Annotated in this window: 16 protein-coding genes; 7 read left to right on the top strand and 9 right to left on the bottom strand. The window is 66.5% G+C overall.

Going from position 1 to position 21099, the window contains the following annotated elements; genetic code table 11:
* Window positions 1-156: 156 nt before the first annotated feature.
* From AC13GI_RS18390 to AC13GI_RS18380, 3 genes are all read right to left on the bottom strand, one after another.
* Window positions 157-1875: a thiamine pyrophosphate-dependent enzyme gene (locus tag AC13GI_RS18390; protein ID WP_482997001.1), complete on the bottom strand. Its 1719-nt coding sequence runs from the start codon at window positions 1873-1875 to the stop codon at window positions 157-159.
* A gap of 109 nt (window positions 1876-1984) precedes the next feature.
* Window positions 1985-2845, bottom strand: a complete 861-nt coding sequence (locus AC13GI_RS18385; RefSeq protein ID WP_482997000.1) for an XAC2610-related protein — start codon at window positions 2843-2845, stop codon at window positions 1985-1987.
* A gap of 36 nt (window positions 2846-2881) precedes the next feature.
* Entirely contained in the window at window positions 2882-3358 is a 477-nt protein-coding gene (locus tag AC13GI_RS18380; RefSeq protein ID WP_482996999.1) for a DUF3574 domain-containing protein, read from the bottom strand.
* 241 nt (window positions 3359-3599) lie between these two features.
* On the opposite strand from AC13GI_RS18380, the gene AC13GI_RS18375 reads away from it, so the two are divergent.
* The 4 genes from AC13GI_RS18375 to otsA all read left to right on the top strand — a co-directional run bounded on the left by AC13GI_RS18375 (window position 3600) and on the right by otsA (window position 10168).
* A complete protein-coding gene (locus tag AC13GI_RS18375; RefSeq protein ID WP_482996998.1) occupies window positions 3600-6032 on the top strand; it encodes a TonB-dependent receptor plug domain-containing protein in 2433 nt (810 codons plus the stop codon).
* A gap of 196 nt (window positions 6033-6228) precedes the next feature.
* Complete coding sequence (gene otsB, locus AC13GI_RS18370; RefSeq protein WP_099820904.1) at window positions 6229-6987, top strand: trehalose-phosphatase; 759 nt, start codon at window positions 6229-6231, stop codon at window positions 6985-6987.
* Between the two features lie 38 nt (window positions 6988-7025).
* Window positions 7026-8807 (top strand): glycoside hydrolase family 15 protein, encoded by a 1782-nt coding sequence (locus AC13GI_RS18365; RefSeq protein WP_482996997.1) that lies wholly within the window; start codon window positions 7026-7028, stop codon window positions 8805-8807.
* Window positions 8804-10168 carry an alpha,alpha-trehalose-phosphate synthase (UDP-forming) gene (gene otsA, locus AC13GI_RS18360; RefSeq protein ID WP_180165720.1) on the top strand — a complete coding sequence of 455 codons (1365 nt, stop codon included), beginning with the start codon at window positions 8804-8806 and terminating at the stop codon, window positions 10166-10168. The genes AC13GI_RS18365 and otsA overlap by 4 nt, the downstream gene beginning before the upstream one ends.
* A gap of 127 nt (window positions 10169-10295) precedes the next feature.
* Here the strand turns inward: otsA and AC13GI_RS18355 are convergent, their stop codons facing one another.
* The 3 genes from AC13GI_RS18355 to rluD are packed head-to-tail and all read right to left on the bottom strand — an operon-like array spanning window position 10296 to window position 12477.
* Complete coding sequence (locus tag AC13GI_RS18355) at window positions 10296-10721, bottom strand: thiol-disulfide oxidoreductase DCC family protein (RefSeq protein ID WP_482996996.1); 426 nt, start codon at window positions 10719-10721, stop codon at window positions 10296-10298.
* Entirely contained in the window at window positions 10721-11488 is a 768-nt protein-coding gene (gene pgeF, locus AC13GI_RS18350) for a peptidoglycan editing factor PgeF (RefSeq protein ID WP_099820879.1), read from the bottom strand. The genes AC13GI_RS18355 and pgeF overlap by 1 nt, the downstream gene beginning before the upstream one ends.
* Entirely contained in the window at window positions 11488-12477 is a 990-nt protein-coding gene (rluD, locus tag AC13GI_RS18345) for a 23S rRNA pseudouridine(1911/1915/1917) synthase RluD (protein WP_099820878.1), read from the bottom strand. Before rluD ends, pgeF begins: the two co-directional genes overlap by 1 nt.
* A 114-nt stretch (window positions 12478-12591) precedes the next feature.
* Between rluD and AC13GI_RS18340 the strand changes: the two genes are divergently transcribed.
* Complete coding sequence (locus AC13GI_RS18340; protein WP_099820877.1) at window positions 12592-13476, top strand: outer membrane protein assembly factor BamD; 885 nt, start codon at window positions 12592-12594, stop codon at window positions 13474-13476.
* Window positions 13477-13608: 132 nt separating this feature from the next.
* Here AC13GI_RS18340 and AC13GI_RS18335 read toward each other — a convergent pair whose 3' ends face one another.
* The 3 genes from AC13GI_RS18335 to sucC all read right to left on the bottom strand — a co-directional run bounded on the left by AC13GI_RS18335 (window position 13609) and on the right by sucC (window position 17491).
* A complete protein-coding gene (locus AC13GI_RS18335) occupies window positions 13609-15243 on the bottom strand; it encodes an NAD+ synthase (protein WP_380651206.1) in 1635 nt (544 codons plus the stop codon).
* Between the two features lie 181 nt (window positions 15244-15424).
* Entirely contained in the window at window positions 15425-16300 is an 876-nt protein-coding gene (gene sucD / locus AC13GI_RS18330) for a succinate--CoA ligase subunit alpha (RefSeq protein WP_017356169.1), read from the bottom strand.
* A 21-nt stretch (window positions 16301-16321) separates the two neighbouring features.
* Entirely contained in the window at window positions 16322-17491 is a 1170-nt protein-coding gene (sucC, locus tag AC13GI_RS18325) for an ADP-forming succinate--CoA ligase subunit beta (protein ID WP_025874298.1), read from the bottom strand.
* 377 nt (window positions 17492-17868) lie between these two features.
* Between sucC and AC13GI_RS18320 the strand changes: the two genes are divergently transcribed.
* Window positions 17869-19482, top strand: coding sequence for a sensor histidine kinase (locus AC13GI_RS18320; RefSeq protein ID WP_380651201.1), 1614 nt, complete (start codon window positions 17869-17871; stop codon window positions 19480-19482).
* Between the two features lie 54 nt (window positions 19483-19536).
* The gene (locus tag AC13GI_RS18315) at window positions 19537-20910 is read left to right on the top strand and encodes a sigma-54-dependent transcriptional regulator (protein WP_380651198.1); all 1374 of its coding nucleotides are present in this window, start codon (window positions 19537-19539) and stop codon (window positions 20908-20910) included.
* Window positions 20911-21099: the final 189 nt, after the last annotated feature.

The raw sequence follows: 21099 nt of genomic DNA, 5'->3' as shown, positions 1-21099 counted from the left end.
GGTTGCCCGCGCCCCCCCCCCCTGGTGGGGGTGCCGGGCGCCCCCCCCCCCCCCCCCCACCCCGCCCTCCCACGGAATGCCCGCTGTTGCTGTTGCTTCGGCTGTTGCTCTGGCCTCTGCGGGTGCAGGGCGCAGCCCTGCATCAAACCCAACCTCTTACTTCTTCAGGAAGTTGTCCACCAGCAGATGCTTGACGTCGTCGATGCGACCGCTCAGCACCGCCTTGGTCGCATACAGCGCCGTGCCCGCCACCTGCTTGGCCTCGATCTGCGGCGGCATCACCAGCTCCGCGCGACTGGTGTGCACGTCCAGCAGCGCCGGCCCACGCTGGGCCAGGAAATCCTGCACTGCTTCTTCCAGATCCTCGCTGCGGGTCACGGTGCGGCCGTGGAAGCCGATCACCTCGGCCAACCGGCCGAAGTCCGGATTCTTCAGGTCGGTGTAGTTGTCCAGCAGGCTCTCCACCTTCTGCTCCAGCTCGACGAAGTTCAGCGAGCCGTTGTTGAACACCACCACCTTGATCGGCAGGTTCTCCTGTACCGCGGTCAGCAGATCGCCCAGCAGCATCGCCAGCCCACCGTCGCCGGACAACGAGATCACCTGGCGGCCAGGAAACGCCTTCTGCAGACCCAGCGCCTGTGGCATCGCGTTGGCCATCGTGCCGTGCAGCAGGCTGGTCAGCGTACGGCGCCTGCCGTTCACCCGGATGTGCCGCAGCACCCACACCATCGGCGAGCCACCGTCCGCGGTGAACAGTGCATCGTCGCTAGCGTACTTCGACAGCAGCGCGGTCAGGTGCTGCGGATGGATCAGTTCACCTTCACCCGGCTGCTCCTCCTGCTCGCGCTTCTTCAGCGCCTTGTCGCGATGCTCGATGCATTCGTCCAGGAAACTGCTGTCTTCGCGAGGAGGCAGCATCGGCAGCAGCGCATCCAGCGTCGGCGCGATATCACCGACCACGCCCAGGTTCACCGGATGGCGACGACCGAGGTGGCTGCCGTCGCGGTCGACCTGGATGATCGTGGCCTTGTCCGGATAGAACTGGCCCCAGGCGAAATCCGCGCCGAGCAGCAGCAGCGTGTCGCACTCCATCAGCGTATGGAATCCGGATTCGATGCCGAAGACGCCGGTCATGCCCATGTTGTACGGGTTGTCCGGTTCGACGAAGTCCTTGGCACGCGACGTGTGCGCCACCGGTGCCTGCAGGCGCCGCGCCAGCTCCAGCAGCTGCGCATGCGCCCCCTGGCAACCGGCGCCGGCATAGATGCCGATGCGCTTGCCCTGCCCCAGCAGTTCAGCGACCTGCTGCAGCTCGCTATCGGAGGGGCGCAGCACCGGCTGGGTGTAATGCACCGAGAACGGCACATCGTGCTTCACGTCCGCTTCGCTGATGTCGGCCGGCAGGATCACCACCGCCACGCCGCGACGGCTGATCGCCGCCTGACAGGCCAGCGCCACCACGCGGCGTGCCTGCGCCGGGCTGTGCACCTGCTCGCAGAACACCGTGCAGCTGCCATACACCGCCTTGAAATCCACTTCCTGCGGGAACTCCATGCCGAGTTCGCTGGTGACCACCTGGCTGGCGATCAGCACCATCGGTGCGCGGTTGCGGTTGCTCTCGAAGATGCCGTTGATGAAATGCAGGCCACCGGGCCCGCACGAGCCTGCGCAGGCGGTCAGCTGGCCGCTGATCAATGAATCGGCACCGGCCGCGAACGCAGCGACCTCTTCATGGCGCACATGCACCCACTCGATTTCACTGCGATGCAGTGCGTCGGTGACATGGTTCAGGGTGTCGCCGACGATGCCATAACAACGGCGGACGCCCGCCTGCTGCAATGTATCGACGACGATCTCGGCAACGCGCTTGCTCATGGTGCTGCAGCCTGGTTCGGGGGAAAGCCGAGGCTAGACCCGGTGAAGTGATGCTCCCGTGGGCAAGAGGCCGATCGCCTTGTTGTGCAAACTCCGGGCAGCGCTGCCGTCAATCGTTGACGTTGATCCAGCCTTCGATCGCGCCCTGTTTCGGAGTGCGGTAACGCAGCTTCACCCAACCATCCTGCTCATCCAGCATCTCCGCCTGATCGCCCTGTACCAGGTAGCGCTTGGTGCTTGATGCGCCGGGCCGGTCGAACAGGAACAGGCGCGCAGGCACCACGGTGGCGTCCAGGCCCCGCAGCGGTGCGCCGCTGGCGGGTGCACCCAATCCGTCACCAATGGCGCTTTCCAGCACCTTGCCGGCGGGATCATAGGTGCGCCACACCGCCAGCGGGCCTTGGCTTTCGGTCTCTTCCCAGTGCAGCGCCTGGTTGAGCGTATCGCCCAGCATCAGCACATTCTCACCGCGATACAGATAGAGCTGCGGGCCGTTGAAGCGATACACGTCGGTGTACCACATCGGCCCACTGCGGCAGCTGGCAGTCAGCGTGCGCGCAGCTGCATCGGCGGTGAGGCCCATCAGTTCACCGCACTGATCGTGTCCATGGGTCACCGCCTTCAGCGCGCGGAATTCACCGCTGCCCACGTCGAAGCGATAGACCGCAACAGCCTCATTGACCATGCCCACCGCCGCGCGCGCGACCAGTTCAGGGTGTCCATCGAAATCGAGATCCTCTGCGCTCAGGCGGGCGTTGCCATCGGCATCGGGCGCGCCGGGCAGGTGCTGGCGCTTCCCGGCAGGCTGCATCAGCACGGCAAGCATGCCGTCCTCCTGCACCTCTGCCGTCACCTGCACGCCCGCTGCCGGTGAAAACCGCAGCGGGCCCCGGTCCTCATCCTGCGCCTGCGCTACGGGCACCAACACGCCGGCCAGCATCACGCCCAACAGCAGATCCCTGGATTTCATCGTCATTCCCTGCAGCGCCACCGTGGCGCCTCTGGGTCAGAACGATACGTCAACCGCCTGCCGCGACCACAACACCGACTGGTGCTTGGTCTGCTGCTTCCACGCCAGCCGGATCGCTTCGATGTCGGCGCGGCGCTGCGGGCTGTCCTCGTGCAGCACCACCAGCACCTTGGTGCGCAGGCGGTTCGGGGAGGCATCGCCACGGAACAGCCACTGGCCGTAGGCATCGAACACGGTCAGCCCATCCGGGAAGCGCGGGGTCACCTCCTTGTCCAGGAACGCGCGCCACTGCGCATCGCTGATGGTGTCGGCCTGCGGGCGGTCACCGGCGCCCTGCTCTTCGCCCACGCCGAAGTACAGCTCGCTGCGCACCCAGCCATGGCCGCTGGACGGACGCGCGGCGTCGCCCTGCAGCTCGGCGGTGGTGGCATAGGCGCTGGGCGCCTTGGAGGACAGGCTGGCGCAGCCACTGGTGGCCAGCAGCACGGCGAAGACAAGGCCAAGGTGTTTCATCTGGGACAGCACTCCGGGAAGGGGAAAAAGCACGACGAAGGGGCACGGAGGGTACACCTGCGCCTCGGTTGCGGCTGCAACCAATGCCCTCATGCCGGCAGGGCATGAAGTGATGCGATGGGAGAAGGGGCTTGCATCGCACCACCTCCTCACGCCAAGATAATATATCGCTTCATCCGGATGGATGTAAGTGAAACTATCTCCCCCGCCCCTTCCCCACGTCGTTGCTGCTGGAGTCCGCATGTCCCCCCGCCTGTCCGCGTCGCCGCTCGGCCTCGCCATCGCGCTCGCCCTGTCCCCCGCCCTGGCTTCGGCCCAGGATGCCGCCACCAACCTGGACACGGTGATCGTCACCGGCACCCGCGCTGCCGACCGCACCGTGCTTGAATCTACTTCGCCGGTGGACGTGCTGACCGCCGAGGACATCCGCAAGGCCGGCGTGGTCAATGGCGAGCTCGGCAGCGCCCTGCAGGCCCTGCTGCCGTCGTTCAACTTCCCGCGCCAGTCCAACTCCGGCGGCGCCGACCACGTGCGCGCCGCGCAGCTGCGCGGGCTGTCACCGGACCAGGTGCTGGTACTGATCAACGGCAAGCGCCGCCACCACACCGCGCTGGTCAACACCGACAGCAAGATCGGCAAGGGCACCACCCCGGTCGACTTCAATTCGATTCCGGTCAGCGCCATCAAGCGCATCGAAGTGCTGCGCGATGGCGCAGGTGCGCTGTACGGCTCCGATGCGGTGGCCGGCGTGATCAACGTGATTCTCGACAACGGCGGCGACGGCGGCGAGATCGAAGCCAGCTACGGCGCCAACCACACCGATCTCAAGCCGATCGGCCGCACCCTCACCGATGGCCAGACCGGCAACATCAGCGCCAAGGTCGGCACTTCGCTGGGCGAGGACGGTGGCTTCCTGCGCGTGGGCCTGGAATACAAGAAGCGCAACGGTACCAACCGCGCCGGCTTCGACCAGATACCGCCGTGGGACCAGACCGAGGCCAATCTTGCCCTGCAGGGCAAGCGCAACTACGTGCTCGGAGATGGCGCGAGCAAGGACATCAACCTGTGGCTGAACACCGAGATCCCGGTCGGCAAGACCGCGACGTTCTATGCGTTCGGCACGTTCAACCAGCGTGACACCGAAGGCGCGAACTACTTCCGTTACCCCGACGGCGATGCCAACTGGAAGCAGGTCTACCCCAACGGCTACCGGCCGATCTCCGAAGGCGAGAACCGCGACGTGCAGGCGGTGGCCGGTGTGCGCGGGCAGTGGGGCGAATGGGCTTACGACGGCAGCCTGGATTACGGCCAGAACGACTTCACCTACCGCCTGCGTGATTCGCTGAACGCCTCGCTGGGGCCGACCAGCCCAACCCGATTCAAGACCGCGGACTACGAGTACGCGCAGACCGTGGGCAACGTCGATCTGAGCCGCGTGTTCTCGCAGTCCGACAGCATCAGCCACACCCTGGGCCTGGGCGCCGAAGCCCGCCACGAGCGCTACCAGACCCGTCCAGGCGACCCGGCCAGCTACGCCGCCGGCCCGTACACCGATCGTCCGACCGGTTCGCAGGCGGGTGGCGGCCTGACCCCGCAGGACGCGGCTACCCTGTCACGTGATGTGGCCAGCGCCTACGCCAGCCTGTCCAGCCAGTTCGGCGAGAAATTCTCCACCGACCTGGCGGCGCGCTACGAGCGCAGCGATGACTTCGGCGGCGAGCTGACCGGCAAGCTCGGCCTGCGCTACGAATTCAACCCCGCATTCGCCCTGCGCGGTGCGATCTCCAACAATTTCCGCGCGCCGTCGCTGGCGCAGATCGGCTACGAATCCACCTCCACCGGTTACAACGCCGGTGGCCAGCTGGTGCAGGGCCGCCTGCTGTCGGTCAACAATCCGATCGCCCGTGGCCTCGGCGCGCAGGACCTGAAGCCGGAGAAGTCGCTGAACACTTCGCTCGGCTTCACCAGCCGCATCGGCGAGCACTTCGACCTGTCACTGGACTTCTTCCAGATCGACATCGATGACCGCATCGCACTGTCGGAGAGCATCACCGGCGATGCGCTGACCGACTACGTGGCCACCAACTACGGCGTCAGCGGCCTGCAGAGCGCCAGCTTCTTCGTCAACGCCGCCGACACGCGCACCCGCGGTGCCGAGCTGGTGAGCAACTGGCGGCAGTCGCTGGGCGATGGCCAGCTGCTGCTGACCGGCACCTACGCCTACACCAAGACCACGTTGAAGAACGTACTGGCCACGCCCGCGCAATTGCAGGCGCTTGACCCGGACTACGTACTGTTCGGCATCGAAGAGACCAATACACTGACCGATGCCACACCGCGTACCCGTGGCAGTTTCGCGGCCAGCTGGAGCAACGACCGCTGGTCGCTGAGCAGCCGGGTGAACCGCTACGGCAGCGCCACCCGCGTATTCAACTTCGGCGATGGCTACATTCCGCGCCAGACCTACCAGGCCGAGTGGCAGCTGGATGCGGAAGTGGAATACCGCATCACGCCGCAGTGGAGCGTAGCCATCGGTGGGCAGAACCTGACCGACAACTACCCGGATCGTTCCAACGAGGACATCCACTACTTCGGCAACCTGCCCTACGACGTGCTGTCGCCGATCGGCAGCAACGGTGCGTACTACTACGGGCGCGTGCGTTACACGTTCTGATTGCTCTGGGTGTGATTGCCTTGGGTGGGTGCGGACCGTTGGTCCGCACAGCATGCCGACCAACGGTCGGCACCCACCGGGACGCCATTGATCGCTGCGGGAGGGTGCGGACCGTTGGTCCGCACAGCCGGCACGACCCACAGCCGTAGCCCGACCTCGACCCCACGTACACGCTGACGCTGGCATGGTGGTCGCCATGGCTGAACCGCTCCCCCTGCGTCCGCCACCTCCATTGCTGGACGACGCCTGCGCGTTGTTCCTCGATGTGGATGGCACCCTGATCGAATTCGCTGCACGCCCCGACGCCGTGCAGCTTCTCCCCGATGTGCGTGAAGCCATCGGCCGCATCAGTGATCGACTGGAAGGTGCCGTCGCACTGGTCAGTGGTCGCCCGCTTGAACAGCTGGACCAGTTGTTCGCGCCACTCAAGCTTCCCGCCGCGGGCCTGCATGGCCACGAACTGCGTGCGCAGGACGGGCATGTGATACGCGATGAGCATGGCGATGACACCGCCGACTGGCTGCATGCCCTTCATCAACAAGCCATGCGTTTCGCCCATGGCCACCCCGGCGTACTGGTCGAGAACAAAGGTGTAGGCCTGGCCCTGCACTGGCGTGGCGCACCGCATGCCGCCAACGACGTGCGTGCCTTCGCCGACCGCCACATCCGCGGCCGTGCCAGCTACCGCCTGCAGCCGGGCGACCATGTCGTTGAATTCGTTCCGGTGGCGACCAACAAGGGCCGGGCCGTACGTCGGCTGATGCAGTACCTGCCGTTCCGTGGGCGTCTGCCGGTGTTCCTCGGCGATGACCTGACCGATGAATTCGGCTTCGATGCGGCCAACGGCCTGCACGGCTGGAGCGTGTTGATCGGTGAACGTGAACCCAGCGCGGCGGTGTTCGCGCTGCCCGACATACGCAGCGTGCACGCCTGGCTGCGTGAGAATGCGTATTGACCCCGGCCCCCACGGCCGCAACCGAGATGTACCGCGTGATGACCCAACCCGATCTTGATCTGGGCGTGGTCGGCAACGGCAGCTTCGGCGCCCTGGTCGACAAACACGCCCGTGTTGTCTGGAGTTGCCTGCCGACCTTCGACGGCGACCCGACCTTCTGTGCCCTGCTCAGCCCCAACCAGCAGAGCGGCGGCGACTTCGCCATCGAGCTGGAGGACTTCGCCGACAGCGAACAGGAATACCTCACCAACACCGCGATCCTGCGCACCGTGCTGCGCGATGCGCATGGCGGCGCGCTGGAAATCCTCGATTTCGCCCCGCGCTGGCGCCAGAACGATCGTTTCTACCGGCCGGTCAGCCTGATCCGCCAGGTGCGTCCGTTGTCCGGCAGCCCGCGCATCGTGATCCGCGCACGCCCGCTGGCCGACTGGGGCGCGCGCGTGCCCGAGTCCACCTGGGGCAGCAACCATGTGCGCTGGATCCTGCCCGAACATGTGCTGCGGCTGACCACCGATGTCCCGGTGCGCTTCGTGCGTGATGGCATGCCGTTCGTGCTCAACCATCCCATCCACCTGATCCTGGGCGTGGATGAATCGCTCAACCGTTCCATCAGCGGCTACGTGCAGGAAGCCTTCCAGCGCACCCGCGACTACTGGCGCGAATGGGTGCGCTACCTGTCCATTCCGCTGGAATGGCAGGACGCGGTGATCCGCAGTGCGATCACCCTCAAGCTCTGCCAGTACGAGGACAGTGGCGCGATCATCGCGGCGATGACCACCTCGATTCCGGAGGCGCCCGGCAGCGTGCGCAACTGGGATTACCGCTACTGCTGGCTGCGCGATGCCGCCTTCGTGGTGCGCGCGTTGAACCGCCTGGGCGCCACCCGCACGATGGAGCAGTTCCTCGGCTACATCTTCAACCTCGCCACCACCGACGGCACCCTGCAGCCGCTGTACGGCATCGGCTTCGAAGCCAAGCTGGACGAGGATGAAGTACCCAGCCTGTCCGGCTACCGCGGCATGGGCCCGGTGCGGCGCGGCAACCTGGCCTGGGTGCAGCGCCAGCACGATGTCTACGGCAGCGTGGTGCTGGCCTCCACCCAGCTGTTCTTCGACCGCCGCCTGCAGGATCCCGGTGACAGCCATACCTTCGCGCGGCTGGAACCGCTGGGCGAACAGGCCTTCGCCCTGCACGACGTGCCCGACGCCGGCCTGTGGGAATTCCGCGGCCGCACCGAAGTGCACACCTACACCAGTGCGATGTGCTGGGCGGCGTGCGATCGCCTGTGCAAGATCGCCGTGCGCCTGAAGCGTGATGACCGCGCGCAGTACTGGCGCGAACGTGCCGACACCATCCACGCACGCATCATGGAAAAAGCCTGGAGCGAAGAACTCGGCCACTTTACCGACACCTTCGATGGCCACCGCCTGGATGCCTCGTTGCTGCTGCTGGCCGACATCGGCTTCATCGATGCCAACGACGCACGCTTCGTCGCCACTGTCGAGGCCATCGGCCGCGACCTCAAGCACGGCAACGCGCTGTACCGCTACATCGCACCGGATGATTTCGGCGAGCCGGAAACCAGCTTCACCATCTGCACGTTCTGGTACATCGATGCGCTCGCTGCGATCGGCCGCATGGACGAAGCGCGCGAGATGTTCGAAGCGCTGCTGCAGCAACGCAACCATCTGGGCCTGCTGTCGGAGGACCTCGCCTTCGACGGTGGCGAGGCCTGGGGCAACTTCCCGCAGACCTACTCGCATGTCGGCCTGATCACCGCGGCGATGCGCCTGTCGCGTTCCTGGCAGGAGGCCTCGTGAGCCGTCTTGTCATTGTTTCCAACCGCGTGGCCGTCCCCGGCGAGAACCGTGCCGGCGGCCTCGCCGTGGGCCTGCTGGCGGCACTGAAGGAGCGCGGTGGGCTGTGGTTCGGCTGGAGTGGCAAGAGCGTGCGCGAGGCCAGTGGCGCGCTGCACGAACAGCGCGATGGTGACATCCAGTACGTCACCATGGACCTGGCCAAGCGCGATGTGGATGGCTACTACAACGGCTTCGCCAACCGCACGCTGTGGCCCCTGCTGCATTTCCGCCTGGACCTGGTCGACTACGACCGCGGCACCCGCGAGACCTATCACCGGGTCAACGCACTGTTCGCCGACAAGCTGGCGCCGCTGCTGCGCGAAGACGACATCGTCTGGATCCACGATTACCACCTGATTCCGCTCGGCGCGATGCTGCGCGAGCGCGGCATCGGCTGCCGCATCGGCTTCTTCCTGCACATCCCGATGCCCTCGGCCGACCTGCTGCAGGCCATGCCCGACCATCTGCGGCTGTTCTCGGCGCTGTATGCCTACGACCTGGTCGGCTTCCAGACCCAGCGCGATGCCGATCGCTTCCAGACCTACCTGCGCCTGTTCGGCGGCGGTCGGGTGCTCGACAACGGCAACCTCGAAGCGCCCGGTGGACGCCACTTCCGTGCCGCGGCGTTCCCGATCGGCATCGACACCGAGCTGATCGCCCGCCAGGCCAGCACCGCCGCCAGCAAGGCAGCAGTGAAGAACCTGCGCAGCAGCCTGCGCGACCGCCAGCTCGCCATCGGCGTGGATCGCCTGGACTACTCCAAAGGCCTGCCCGAGCGTTTCCTCGGCTTCGAACGCTACCTGCAGCGCCATCCCGACCAGCGCGGTTCGCTCACCTACCTGCAGATCGCGCCAGTCTCGCGCGGCGATGTCACCGAGTACCGGCAACTGCGCAGCCAGCTGGAGCAGATTGCCGGCCACATCAATGGGGGCCACGCCGAGCCCGACTGGACCCCGCTGCGCTACGTCAACCAGAACTTCACCCACGCCACCCTGACCGGTTTCTACCGTGCCGCCGCTGTCGGCCTGGTCACCCCGCTGCGCGATGGCATGAACCTGGTGGCCAAGGAATACGTGGCCTCGCAGGACCCGGAAGATCCGGGCGTGCTGGTGCTGTCCCTGCTGGCAGGCGCCGCCGATGAACTGAAGCAGGCGCTGCTGGTCAACCCGCATGACCTGGACGGCGTAGCCGATGCCATCGCCACCGCCGCCACGATGTCACTGCGCAAGCGCCAGGAACGCTGGCACGCGATGATGGAACACCTGCGCACCTACGACATCAACCATTGGCGCCGCAGCTACCTCGAGGCGCTGGAAGGCTGAGGCAAGCGCTCCTGTAGAGCCGAGCCGTGCTCGGCTGGCTTTTGTAGAGTCAAGCCATGCTCGATTGCTCCGCTCGACTCTGCGCAAGAGCCAGCCGAGTATGGCTCGGCTCTACAACAACAGGCGATCAATCGAGGAAGCGCGCGGCCTGTGCCGGCGTCGGCAGGAAACAGGCGTCATGGCGCCCGAACCAGCGATAGCGGTTGCGCGCCAGCACGCGGTACGCACCATCGCGCCAGCGCCGTGGCAGCACGCGCAGCACGGCCGCCAAGCGCCAACCACTGCCCAGTGCGTCCAGAACGCGCAGGATCGCATCGGTATCGGTCCACGCGCCCTGCCCGTCCAACAGCAGGAACGAGGTCGGGTCGTGCGCGTCCAGCCCGTGCGCCCGCAACAACGCGCTGCCCTGCGCGCCCTGCATTGCCGCGAAGCGAAAGCGCTCCTGCCGGTCGAACCGCAGCAGGAAACGCACCCAGCGGCTGCACAACGCGCAGACGCCGTCGAAGACGATCACGCCGCCAGGCTCTACACCCGCAGCGCGATCCCCGCGCATCAGTCCATCCACACCAGCGTCGCCATCCGTCCGGTACGGCGGTCGCGGCGATGCGAGTACAGATCCGCATCGGCCATGGTCGAGACCGTGCCGCCATGGATGTTGCCCAGCTCCATGCCCGCCGCCTGCAGACGCTGTCGCGCCAGCGCGAACAGGTCCACTTTCCAGTGGCCGGGGCGGGTTGCCACGAAGGCCGCCGCAGCGGCCGCGTCGTGGCCGACGAAGGCGTGGTACACCTCTTCGCCGATCTCGTAATCGGCTGGTCCCGCTGCCGGGCCCAGCCACGCGCGCAGCTGTGCCGGCGGCGTCTGCATGGCGGCCACGGTGGCCTCCAGCATGCCGTCGGCCAGGCCGCGCCAACCGGCATGGGCGGCGCCCACCTCGCTGCCATCGACAGCGGCGAACACCACCGGCAGGCAGTCCGCGGTGAGGATCGCCAGCACCACGCCAGGCACCGACGTCACCGCGGCATCGGCTACCGGTTCGCTGGCCCCCTCCACCGGCGGCGCAGCGAAACGCAGCACGGTGCTGCTGTGCACCTGGCGCAGCCAATGCGGCGCCGACGGCAGCGCCAGCCCCTGCTGCAGCAACTGCCGGTTGTGCTCGACATTGGCCGGGCTGTCACCATCGGCCGTATGCCGGTTGCCCAGGTTGAACTGCGCGAACGGCTCGGGCGAGACCCCCGCGCCGCGTCGGCGCGTAGTCAGTGCATGCACGCCCGGGGGCGTCGGCCAATCGGCCTGCAGCAGTGGCAGCGCGGTCGTCATTACCAGCGGTTCCGCTCGCGTTCGGCGAAGGCTGCGCTGTCTTCGCGCAGCACTTTCATCAGGTGCAGCATGTCAGCCGGCGCCGGCGCGGTGTTGCGCACCGGCTCACCGCTGATCGGGTGCACGAACTCCAGGGTCTCTGCATGCAGGGCCTGGCGCTTGAAGCCGCGCAGCGCGGCCACCAGCTCGTCGCTGGCACCCTTGGGCAGCTTCAGCGCGCCGCCGTACAGCTGATCGCCCACGATCGGATGGCGCAGGTGCGCCATATGCACGCGGATCTGGTGGGTACGCCCGGTTTCCAGGCGGCATTCCAGCGCGGTATGCGCGCGGAAGCGCTCGCGCAGGCGGTAATGGGTCACCGCTTCTTTGCCATCCTCGCGCACACCCATCTTCAGGCGGTCGCGCGGGTGACGGTCGATCGGCGCATCCGCCGTACCACCGGCCACCAGCGCACCCATCACCACGGCCAGGTACTGGCGGTGCACGTCACGGGCGGCCAGCTGCTCGACCAGCGCAGTCTGCGCTTCCAAGGTGCGGGCCACGACCATCACGCCGCTGGTGTCCTTGTCCAGGCGATGCACGATGCCCGCGCGCGGCAGCACCGCCACCGACGGGTCGCGGTACAGCAGCGCATTGACCAGCGTGCCGCTGTGGTTGCCGGCACCGGGGTGCACGACCAGGCCGACCGGCTTGTTGATCACCAGCAGGTGCTCGTCCTCGAACAGCACGTCCAGCGGGATGTCTTCCGGCTCGGCGGTGGTCTGGGTTTCCAGCACCACCTGCAGGGTGACCACCTCGCCACCGCGCAGGGCGTCGCGCGGCCGCGCCTGCGCGCCGTCCAGCAGGACGTCGCCGGCCTTGATCCACTCGGTCAGGCGGGAGCGGGAATATTCGGGGAACAGCTCGGCCACGACTGCGTCGAAACGACGGCCGGCGGAGGTGTCGGGGACAATGGCCTGGCGGGCCGATTCGGAGGGTTGTTCAGACATGGCAGGGGGGTATCTTTGAAATTTTGGGGTCCCGGCGAGCCGGTTTCAGTCGCTGGACAGGACACTAGGCTATCATCGACCCTTCGTATTCCAGCCGCGTCCCGCATTGACCCCATGATCCGACGCTCCGTCCTGCTCTCCGCGCCCGTCCGCCTGACCGCCCTTCTGCTGGTGCTGGTCATCGTCGCCACCGGCTGCAACCGCGGCACCAAGGGCGATCGCCCTGATGAAGGCACCCCGGTCGAACAGCTCTACGAAAAGAGCCACAAGCTGATGCAAGGCGGCAACTGGAGCGGCGCCGAAGCCAGCTTCCGCCGTCTGGTGGCACAGTATCCCTACGGCCCGTACACCGAGCAGGCGATGATCGAATCGGCCTATGCCCAGTACAAGGCCGGCAAGCACGATGACGCGGTGTCCAGCATCGACCGCTTCATCCGTACCTACCCGACCCACCGCAACATCGCGTACCTGTACTACCTGCGCGGCCTGGCCAACTCCAACCGCAATACGGTTTTCCTGCGTCGCGTATGGTCACTGGACGCGAGCCGCCGCGATCTGTCCACGCCGCACCAGGCGTATTCAGACTTCAACATCGTGGTCGACCGCTACCCCAACAGCCGCTATGCCGCCGACGCGCGCCAGCGCATGCTGGTGCTGCGTGACGTATTCGCCCAGCACGAACTCGACAACGCGCTGTACTACATGCGCCGTGGCGCCTACGTCTCGGCCGCCGGCCGCGCCAACTACCTGCTGGAAACCTACCCGCAGAGCGCGTTCCAGAACGATGCCGTGGCGGTACTGGCCGACTCCTACACCCACCTGGGCAACAAGACCCTGGCCGACGACGCCCGCCGCGTCCTGCAGCTGAACCAGCCGGACCACCCGTGGCTGGAAGGCAAGTGGCCGAAGTACCCGTGGATGATCCGCAAGCTGAACCCGTTTGCCGGCGAGAAGTCCGCCGCCACCGGCCAGCGCAACGCGCGACTGGAAAAGAAGTAAGAAAAAAGGCCCCGCAAGGGGCCTTTTTTTTGCCTGGCAGATCCACGCCACGCGTGGATGGGGCATGCACCTCATCCTGAACGGTGCGGACCAGGGGCCGCACCCACTCTGGATGGGCCCCGCAACCAGCCCTCAGCCCTTGTAGCCGTTGCTGATCGGGTACCGGCGCTCACGCCCGAACGCGCGACGCGAAACCTTCGGGCCGGGCGCGGCCTGGTGGCGCTTCCACTCGCTGATGCGCACCAGGCGCAGCACACGATCCACCACCGCCGCGTCGTAGCCGGCGGCAACGATCTCCGTACGCGACTGCTCCTGGTCGATGTAGCGGTACAGGATGCCGTCCAGCACATCGTAGGCCGGCAGCGAGTCCTGGTCGGTCTGGTTCTCGCGCAGTTCGGCCGATGGCGGGCGGCTGATCACTGCCGGCGGAATCACCGGCGCGCCGCCCACCGTGTTGCGCCACTTGGACAGGCCGAACACCTCGGTCTTGTACAGATCCTTCAGCGGTGCGTAGCCGCCGCACATGTCGCCATAGATCGTGGCGTAGCCGACCGCGTACTCGCTCTTGTTGCCGGTGGTCAGCAACAGGCCGCCGAACTTGTTGGCCAACGCCATCAGGATCACGCCACGGCTGCGCGACTGCAGGTTCTCTTCGGTCACATCCGGCGTGGTGCCCTCGAACATGGGTGCCAGCGCCTGCATCAGGCCCTGGAATGCCGGCTCGATGGAAACGGCTTCCAGCTTCACGCCCAGCGCCTCGCACTGCTCGGCGGCCAGGTCGTTGGACATGCCGGCGGTATAGCGCGAGGGCAGGCGCACGGCGGTGACGTTCTCCGCGCCCAGGGCATCGACCGCCATCGCCAGCACGATCGCCGAGTCGATGCCGCCGGACAGACCCAGCCACACCTTCTTGAAGCCGTTCTTGCTGCAGTAGTCCTGGATGCCGCGGGTCACCGCGCGCCAGGCCAGCGCATCCATGCTCTCGTCGCCGTCGTCCAACCACACGTGCGGCATGAAGCGGCGCGTCGCACCGTCGTACTCCACCACCAGCCACTGGTCGACGAAGGCCGCCGCGGCCGGATGCACCGTGCCATCGCCGTCGGCCACCACCGATGCACCATCGAACACCAGCGCATCCTGGCCGCCCACCACGTTGAGGTAGGCGATGGCCGCGCCGCTTTCGCGGGTGCGTGCAGCCAGCACGGCATCGCGCTGGGCATGCTTGCCGCGCTCGTAGGGCGAAGCGTTGGGCACCACCACCAACTGCGCACCGGCCCGCACCGTATCGGCCAGCGGCTCGGCGAACCACAGGTCTTCGCAGATCAGCAGTCCCACCGGAATGCCATCAACCTCGAATACGCAGCTGCCACCGTCGGGATCGACATCGAAGTAGCGACGCTCGTCGAACACCGCGTAGTTGGGCAGCTCGCGCTTGCGGTAGGTCTGCTCCACCAGGCCATCGCGCAGCACGCTGGCCGCGTTGTAGACCACCGCGCCGGCCGCCTGCGGCCAACCGACCACGGCGGTGATGCCACGGCATGCCGCGGCAATGCGGGTCATCGCCTGCTCGCACTCGTACAGGAAGCCCGGGCGCAGCAGCAGGTCCTCCGGTGGATAGCCGCTGACTGCCAGCTCGGGGAACATCACCAGCCCGGCGCCGTACTCGTCGCGCGCCTGGCCGATCATCTCGATGATGCGCTCGGTGTTGCCGGCGACGTCGCCGACCGGGAAGTCGAACTGCGCCATCGCGATGCGGATCGAAGCCATTGGAATCCAGCCTGTGGTTGCAATGCCGCCATTGTAACGCTGGGGTCAGATCCCTTTTGCATGGCAAAAGGGATCTGACCCCATTGCAGACGCAGAAAGGCCGCCCGGAGGCGGCCTTTCTGTTTCAGGCAGCCGAGCGTGGGCTCGGCTCTACACAATCGTCTGCCGGAGGCAGTCGATCTTATTTCACCAGCTTGGCGATGGCAGCGCCCAGGTCGCCCGGCGAACGCACGGTGACGACGCCAGCAGCTTCCATTGCAGCAAACTTGCCTTCGGCAGTGCCCTTGCCGCCCGATGCGATCGCACCGGCGTGGCCCATGCGCTTGCCGGCCGGAGCCGAAGCACCGGCGATGAAACCGACGACCGGCTTCTTCACGTGGTTCTTGATGTACTCGGCACCGGCTTCTTCAGCGTCGCCGCCGATTTCGCCGACCATGATGATGCCTTCGGTCTGCGGGTCTTCGTTGAACAGCTTCAGGCAGTCGACGAAGTTCAGGCCGTTGATCGGGTCACCACCGATGCCGATGCAGGTGGACTGGCCCAGGCCGACTTCGGTGGTCTGCTTGACCGCTTCATAGGTCAGGGTGCCCGAACGCGACACGATGCCGATCTTGCCCGGCTTGTGGATGTGGCCCGGCATGATGCCGATCTTGCACTCACCCGGGGTGATGACGCCCGGGCAGTTCGGCCCGATCAGCACGGTGTCCGGATGCGAACGGGTCAGCACGTTCTTGACGCGCAGCATGTCCAGCACCGGGATGCCTTCGGTGATGCAGACGATGACCTTGATGCCGGCAGCAGCGGCTTCCAGGATCGCGTCAGCCGCATACGGCGGCGGCACGTAGATGACCGAAGCGTTGGCGCCGGTGCTCTGCACGGCGTCGGCCACGGTGTTGAAGACCGGCAGGTCGATATGGGTGGTGCCACCCTTGCCCGGGGTCACGCCGCCGACAACCTGGGTGCCGTACTCGATCATCTGAGTGGCGTGGAAGGTGCCCTGCTGGCCGGTGAAGCCCTGCACGATCACCTTGGTGTTCTTATTGATCAAAACTGACATTGGATTTCCTTCGGTGTCGGATCAGGCGGCGTTCTTGACAGCTTCGACGACCTTCTTGGCACCGTCGTTGATGTTGTCGGCCGGGATGATGGCCATGCCGCTGTCACGCAGCAGCTGCTTGCCTTCTTCCACGTTGGTGCCTTCCAGGCGCACCACGACCGGAACCTTGACGCCCACTTCCTTCACAGCAGCGATGATGCCTTCGGCAATCATGTCGCAGCGGACGATGCCGCCGAAGATGTTGACGAAGATGCCTTCGACCTTGTCCGAGGACAGGATCAGCTTGAACGCTTCGATGACGCGCTGCTTGTTGGCACCGCCGCCCACGTCCAGGAAGTTCGCCGGCTCGCCGCCGTTGAGCTTGATGACGTCCATGGTGGCCATGGCCAGGCCGGCGCCGTTGACCATGCAGCCGATGTTGCCGTCCATGGTGACGTAGTTGATGTCCAGTTCCGAAGCGATCACTTCGGTCGGATCTTCCTGGGTCTTGTCGCGCATGGCGACCAGCGCCTTCTGGCGGAACGCGGCGTTGTCGTCGCTGTCGAACTTGCCGTCCAGCGCGTACAGGTTGCCGTCGTCCAGGATGGCCAGCGGGTTGATTTCGACCAGCGCCAGGTCCTTTTCGTTGAACAGGCGGTACAGGTTCACCATGATGTTGGCGAACTGGCCGGCCTGCTTGGCGGTCAGGCCCAGCTTGAAGCCGAAATCACGACCGTGGTAACCCTGCACGCCTTCGACGAAGTCGACGTTCAGCGAGTGGATCAGCTCCGGGGTTTCAGCGGCGACCTGCTCGATCTCCACGCCGCCTTCCGAAGAAGCGATGTAGGTGATGGTCTTGGTGCCACGGTCAACCAGCACCGACAGGTACAGTTCCTTGACGATCTCGCCAGCGGTGGTCACCAGCACCAGGTTGACCGGCAGTTCAACGCCAGCGGTCTGGTAGGTGGCCATCTTGGTGCCGAGCATCTTGGCCGCAGCGGCCTTCACGTCGTCGGTGGTCTTGCAGAACTTGACGCCGCCAGCCTTGCCGCGGCCGCCAGCGTGGATCTGCGCCTTGACCATCCAGGGGCCCTGGCCCAGGGAGTTGGCAGCGGCAACAGCTTCGTCCGGGGTCGCAGCGACCTTGCCGGCCGGGACCGGGATGCCGTACTCGGCAAGCAGTTGTTTTGACTGGTATTCGTGGAAATTCATGCGTCACCGTGGGAATAGGAACGACCGCACGCAATTCCTCAGGGCCCCGGCGGGGCGCCGGCATGGACCGCGGCGGGCCCACTATTGTGGCCGAGCCGGCGCCGGGGCGCAAAGAAGTATGGACAAAAGGCCGCACCCGGCCAGATTTCCACGGTCATTCAGGCAGTTGCGGCACGGCATGGACCAGAGCCCCCGTGCCGGCCCCGGCCGATTGCGCAGCCCAGCCCGGTGCAGGCGCCCTATACTGGCCCCGTAAATTCGAGCCCACGGTGCCGGCAACCGGGCAGCGAGCAGATCCGACGATCGGGGGACGTCGGGCAGGTTCGGCCCACCGCCGTCATGATCCAGTTCCAGGCAGCCAGAAGGGGAGTTCCGGCGTGTCACCCAGTGCTTCATTGATCGACCGCATCGAATCGATACCGCGGCGCGAGCTGTATTTCTTCGCCCTGTACCGGGTGCTGATCGCCTCGGTCATCGCCGCCCTGCTGTACAGCCCGTTGTCGGCGATCAGCGGCGAAGCCCATCACCCGCGCCTGGCCTATTCGGTCGGCGCCGCCTACCTGCTGTTGTCGCTGCTGCTGCTGGTGATCGGCCGCAACGAGCGCTGGCTGCGGCCCATCGTGGTCGGCGGCGTGCTGCTGGATATCGTCGCCGCCAGCCTGCTGGCGCACGCCCTGCCCGGTGCCAGCGCCGGCATCTCGATGTCGCTGCTGTTCAACATCGCCGCCGCTGCCACCCTGCTGCCGCTCAGCTGGGGCCTGGTGCTGGCGCTGGCCGCCAGCGTCGCCACCGCCGCCGAGTACCTGTGGAAGGTGCTGGAAGGCGGCGATCCCACCCGCACCCTGGCCGAGCTGGCGATGTTCGCCACCAGTTACCTGGCGCTGGCCTTCATCAGCTACCAGGTCGGCAACCGCGCCCGCCGCAACCAGCAGCTGGCCAACCAGCGTGGCGACGAAGTGGCCAACCTGTTCCAGATCAACGAACTGATCATCCGCCGCATGCGTACCGGCGTGGTCGTGGTGGACGCCGACAACCGCATTACCCTGGCCAACGAGGCCGCCTCGATCCTGCTCGGCGACAGCGACGGCAACAGTGATTCCGGCCGCCTCGACCTGGCCAGCGTCGCCCCCGAACTTGCCCGCCGCCTGCAACGCTGGCGCAACGGCTGGGCGCAGGACGAAATGCCGCTGCAGCTCAACCCCGACCAGCCGGAAGTACAACCGCGCTTTGCCCGCCTGCTGGCCGGCAGCGACCTGGTGCTGGTGTTCCTGGATGACTCCAGCGTGGTCTCGCGCCGCGCCGAATCGCTCACCCTGTCGGCGATGGGGCGCTTCTCGGCCAGCCTTGCCCACGAGATCCGCAACCCGCTGGCGGCCATCAACTACGCCGTGCAGCTGCTGGAAGAAGGCACCGGCTTCAACGACAGCGACCGCCGCCTGCTGCAGATCATCCACCAGCAGTGCCAACGCACCAACGGCATCGTTGAAAGCGTGCTGGGCCTGGCCCGGCGCGAACGCGCCAATCCGGAAAACGTCGATCTCGCGGCCTTCGTGCGCCGCTTCGTGCTGGAGTACAAGCAGGGGCAGACGCTGGAAACCGACAGCATCGAGCCGATCATCAACGACACCTCGGTGCCGGCCCAGGTCGACCCGCGCCACCTGTACCAGGTGCTGACCGTGCTGGTGCACAACGCCCTGAAGTACGGTCGCATCGGCGAGCAGCCCGCGCGCGTGCGGCTGCGTGTGGCCCAGCACGAACGCAGTGCGGTGATCGACGTGATGGATCGCGGCCCGGGCATTCCCGAGACCGTCGCCGCGCAGCTGTTCCGCCCCTTCTTCACCACTTCCGAGCACGGCACCGGCCTGGGCCTGTATATCGCCCGCGAGCTGTGCCGCGCCAACCAGGCACGACTGGATTACATCCCCGTCCCCGCCGGTGGCTCCTGCTTCCGCCTGGTTCTGCCTGGCCCGCACACCCTGTTTCCGGACTGATTTCGTGCGTCAAACATTTGTCGCATCCCACCCCCTCGGCTATCTTTCCCACCCATGAACGAAACCCGCAGCGCCCTCGTCGTCGACGATGAACGCGATATCCGCGAACTGCTGGTGTTGACCCTCGGCCGCATGGGCCTGCGCATCAGCACCGCCGCCAACCTCGCCGAAGCCCGCGAACTGCTGGCCAGCAATCCCTATGACCTGTGCATCACCGACATGCGCCTGCCCGACGGCAACGGCATCGAACTGGTCAGCGAGATCGCCCAGCACTATCCGCGCACGCCGGTAGCGATGATCACCGCTTTCGGCAGCATGGACCTGGCAGTGGAAGCACTGAAGGCGGGCGCGTTCGATTTCGTCAGCAAGCCGGTGGACATCACCGTGCTGCGCGGCCTGGTCAAGCATGCGCTGGAACTCAACAACAGCGAACGCCCCGCTACCGGCCCCGCCGTAGAACAGGCCGCGCGCCTGCTCGGCGAATCGCCGGCCATGGACGTGCTGCGTGCCACCATCGGCAAGGTCGCGCGCAGCCAGGCACCGGTCTACATCCTCGGCGAATCCGGGGTGGGCAAGGAGCTGGTTGCGCGCACCATCCATGCGCAGGGCGCACGCGCAGCCGGGCCGTTCGTGCCGGTCAACTGTGGCGCCATCCCCACCGAATTGATGGAGAGCGAGTTCTTCGGCCATCGCAAGGGCAGCTTCACCGGCGCCCATGCCGACAAGCCGGGACTGTTCCAGGCCGCGCACGGCGGCACTTTGTTCCTGGATGAAGTGGCCGAACTGCCGCTGCAGATGCAGGTGAAGCTGCTGCGCGCGATCCAGGAAAAATCGGTGCGCGCGGTTGGCGCGCCCAGTGAAGAGCCGGTGGACGTGCGCATCCTCTCGGCCACCCACAAGGATCTGGCCGAGCTGGTCGAGGACGGGCGTTTCCGCCACGACCTGTACTACCGCATCAACGTCATCGAACTGCGCGTGCCGCCCCTGCGCGAGCGCCGCCAGGATCTGCCGGCGCTGGCCGCATCAATCCTGGCACGGCTGGCCCGCAGCCACGGCCGCGCCACCCCGCTGCTGGCGCCCTCGGCGCTGGACGCGCTGGCACAGTACGGCTTCCCGGGCAATGTGCGCGAGCTGGAGAACATCCTGGAACGCGCACTGGCACTGGCCGAGGAAGACCGTATCGGCGCCGACGACCTGCGCCTGCCGCAGCACGCGCCGCGTTCACCGGGCAGCGCTGCGCATGCCGAAGCCGTGGTCGACCTGCACCCGGGCAGCGCCGCCCTGCCCTCGTACATCGAGCAGCTCGAGCGCAGTGCCATCCAGCGCGCGCTGGAAGAAAACCGCTGGAACAAGACCCGTACCGCCGCGCAGCTGGGCATCACCTTCCGCGCGCTGCGTTACAAGCTGAAGAAGCTGGGGATGGAGTAAGGCCCATACGCTGCGCGGATGCATCCCAGGCGCTACCAGCGCTGACCGACAACGTGCAGGGCACGACGGAGGTGAGCAGTCGCAAATGCCCCGCGCCGCATCGAGACCCGCGATGCGGGCAGCGCATGATTGGGGTTTGCCGCAACGAAGGTCACAGTCTGTTCGCGACCAGCGCCTGTTTTTGATCGC

The organism is Stenotrophomonas sp. 82F1, from assembly GCF_056861525.1.
The sequence above is the reverse complement of the archived record's forward strand: the minus strand, read 5'-3'. Positions and strand labels throughout refer to the sequence as shown.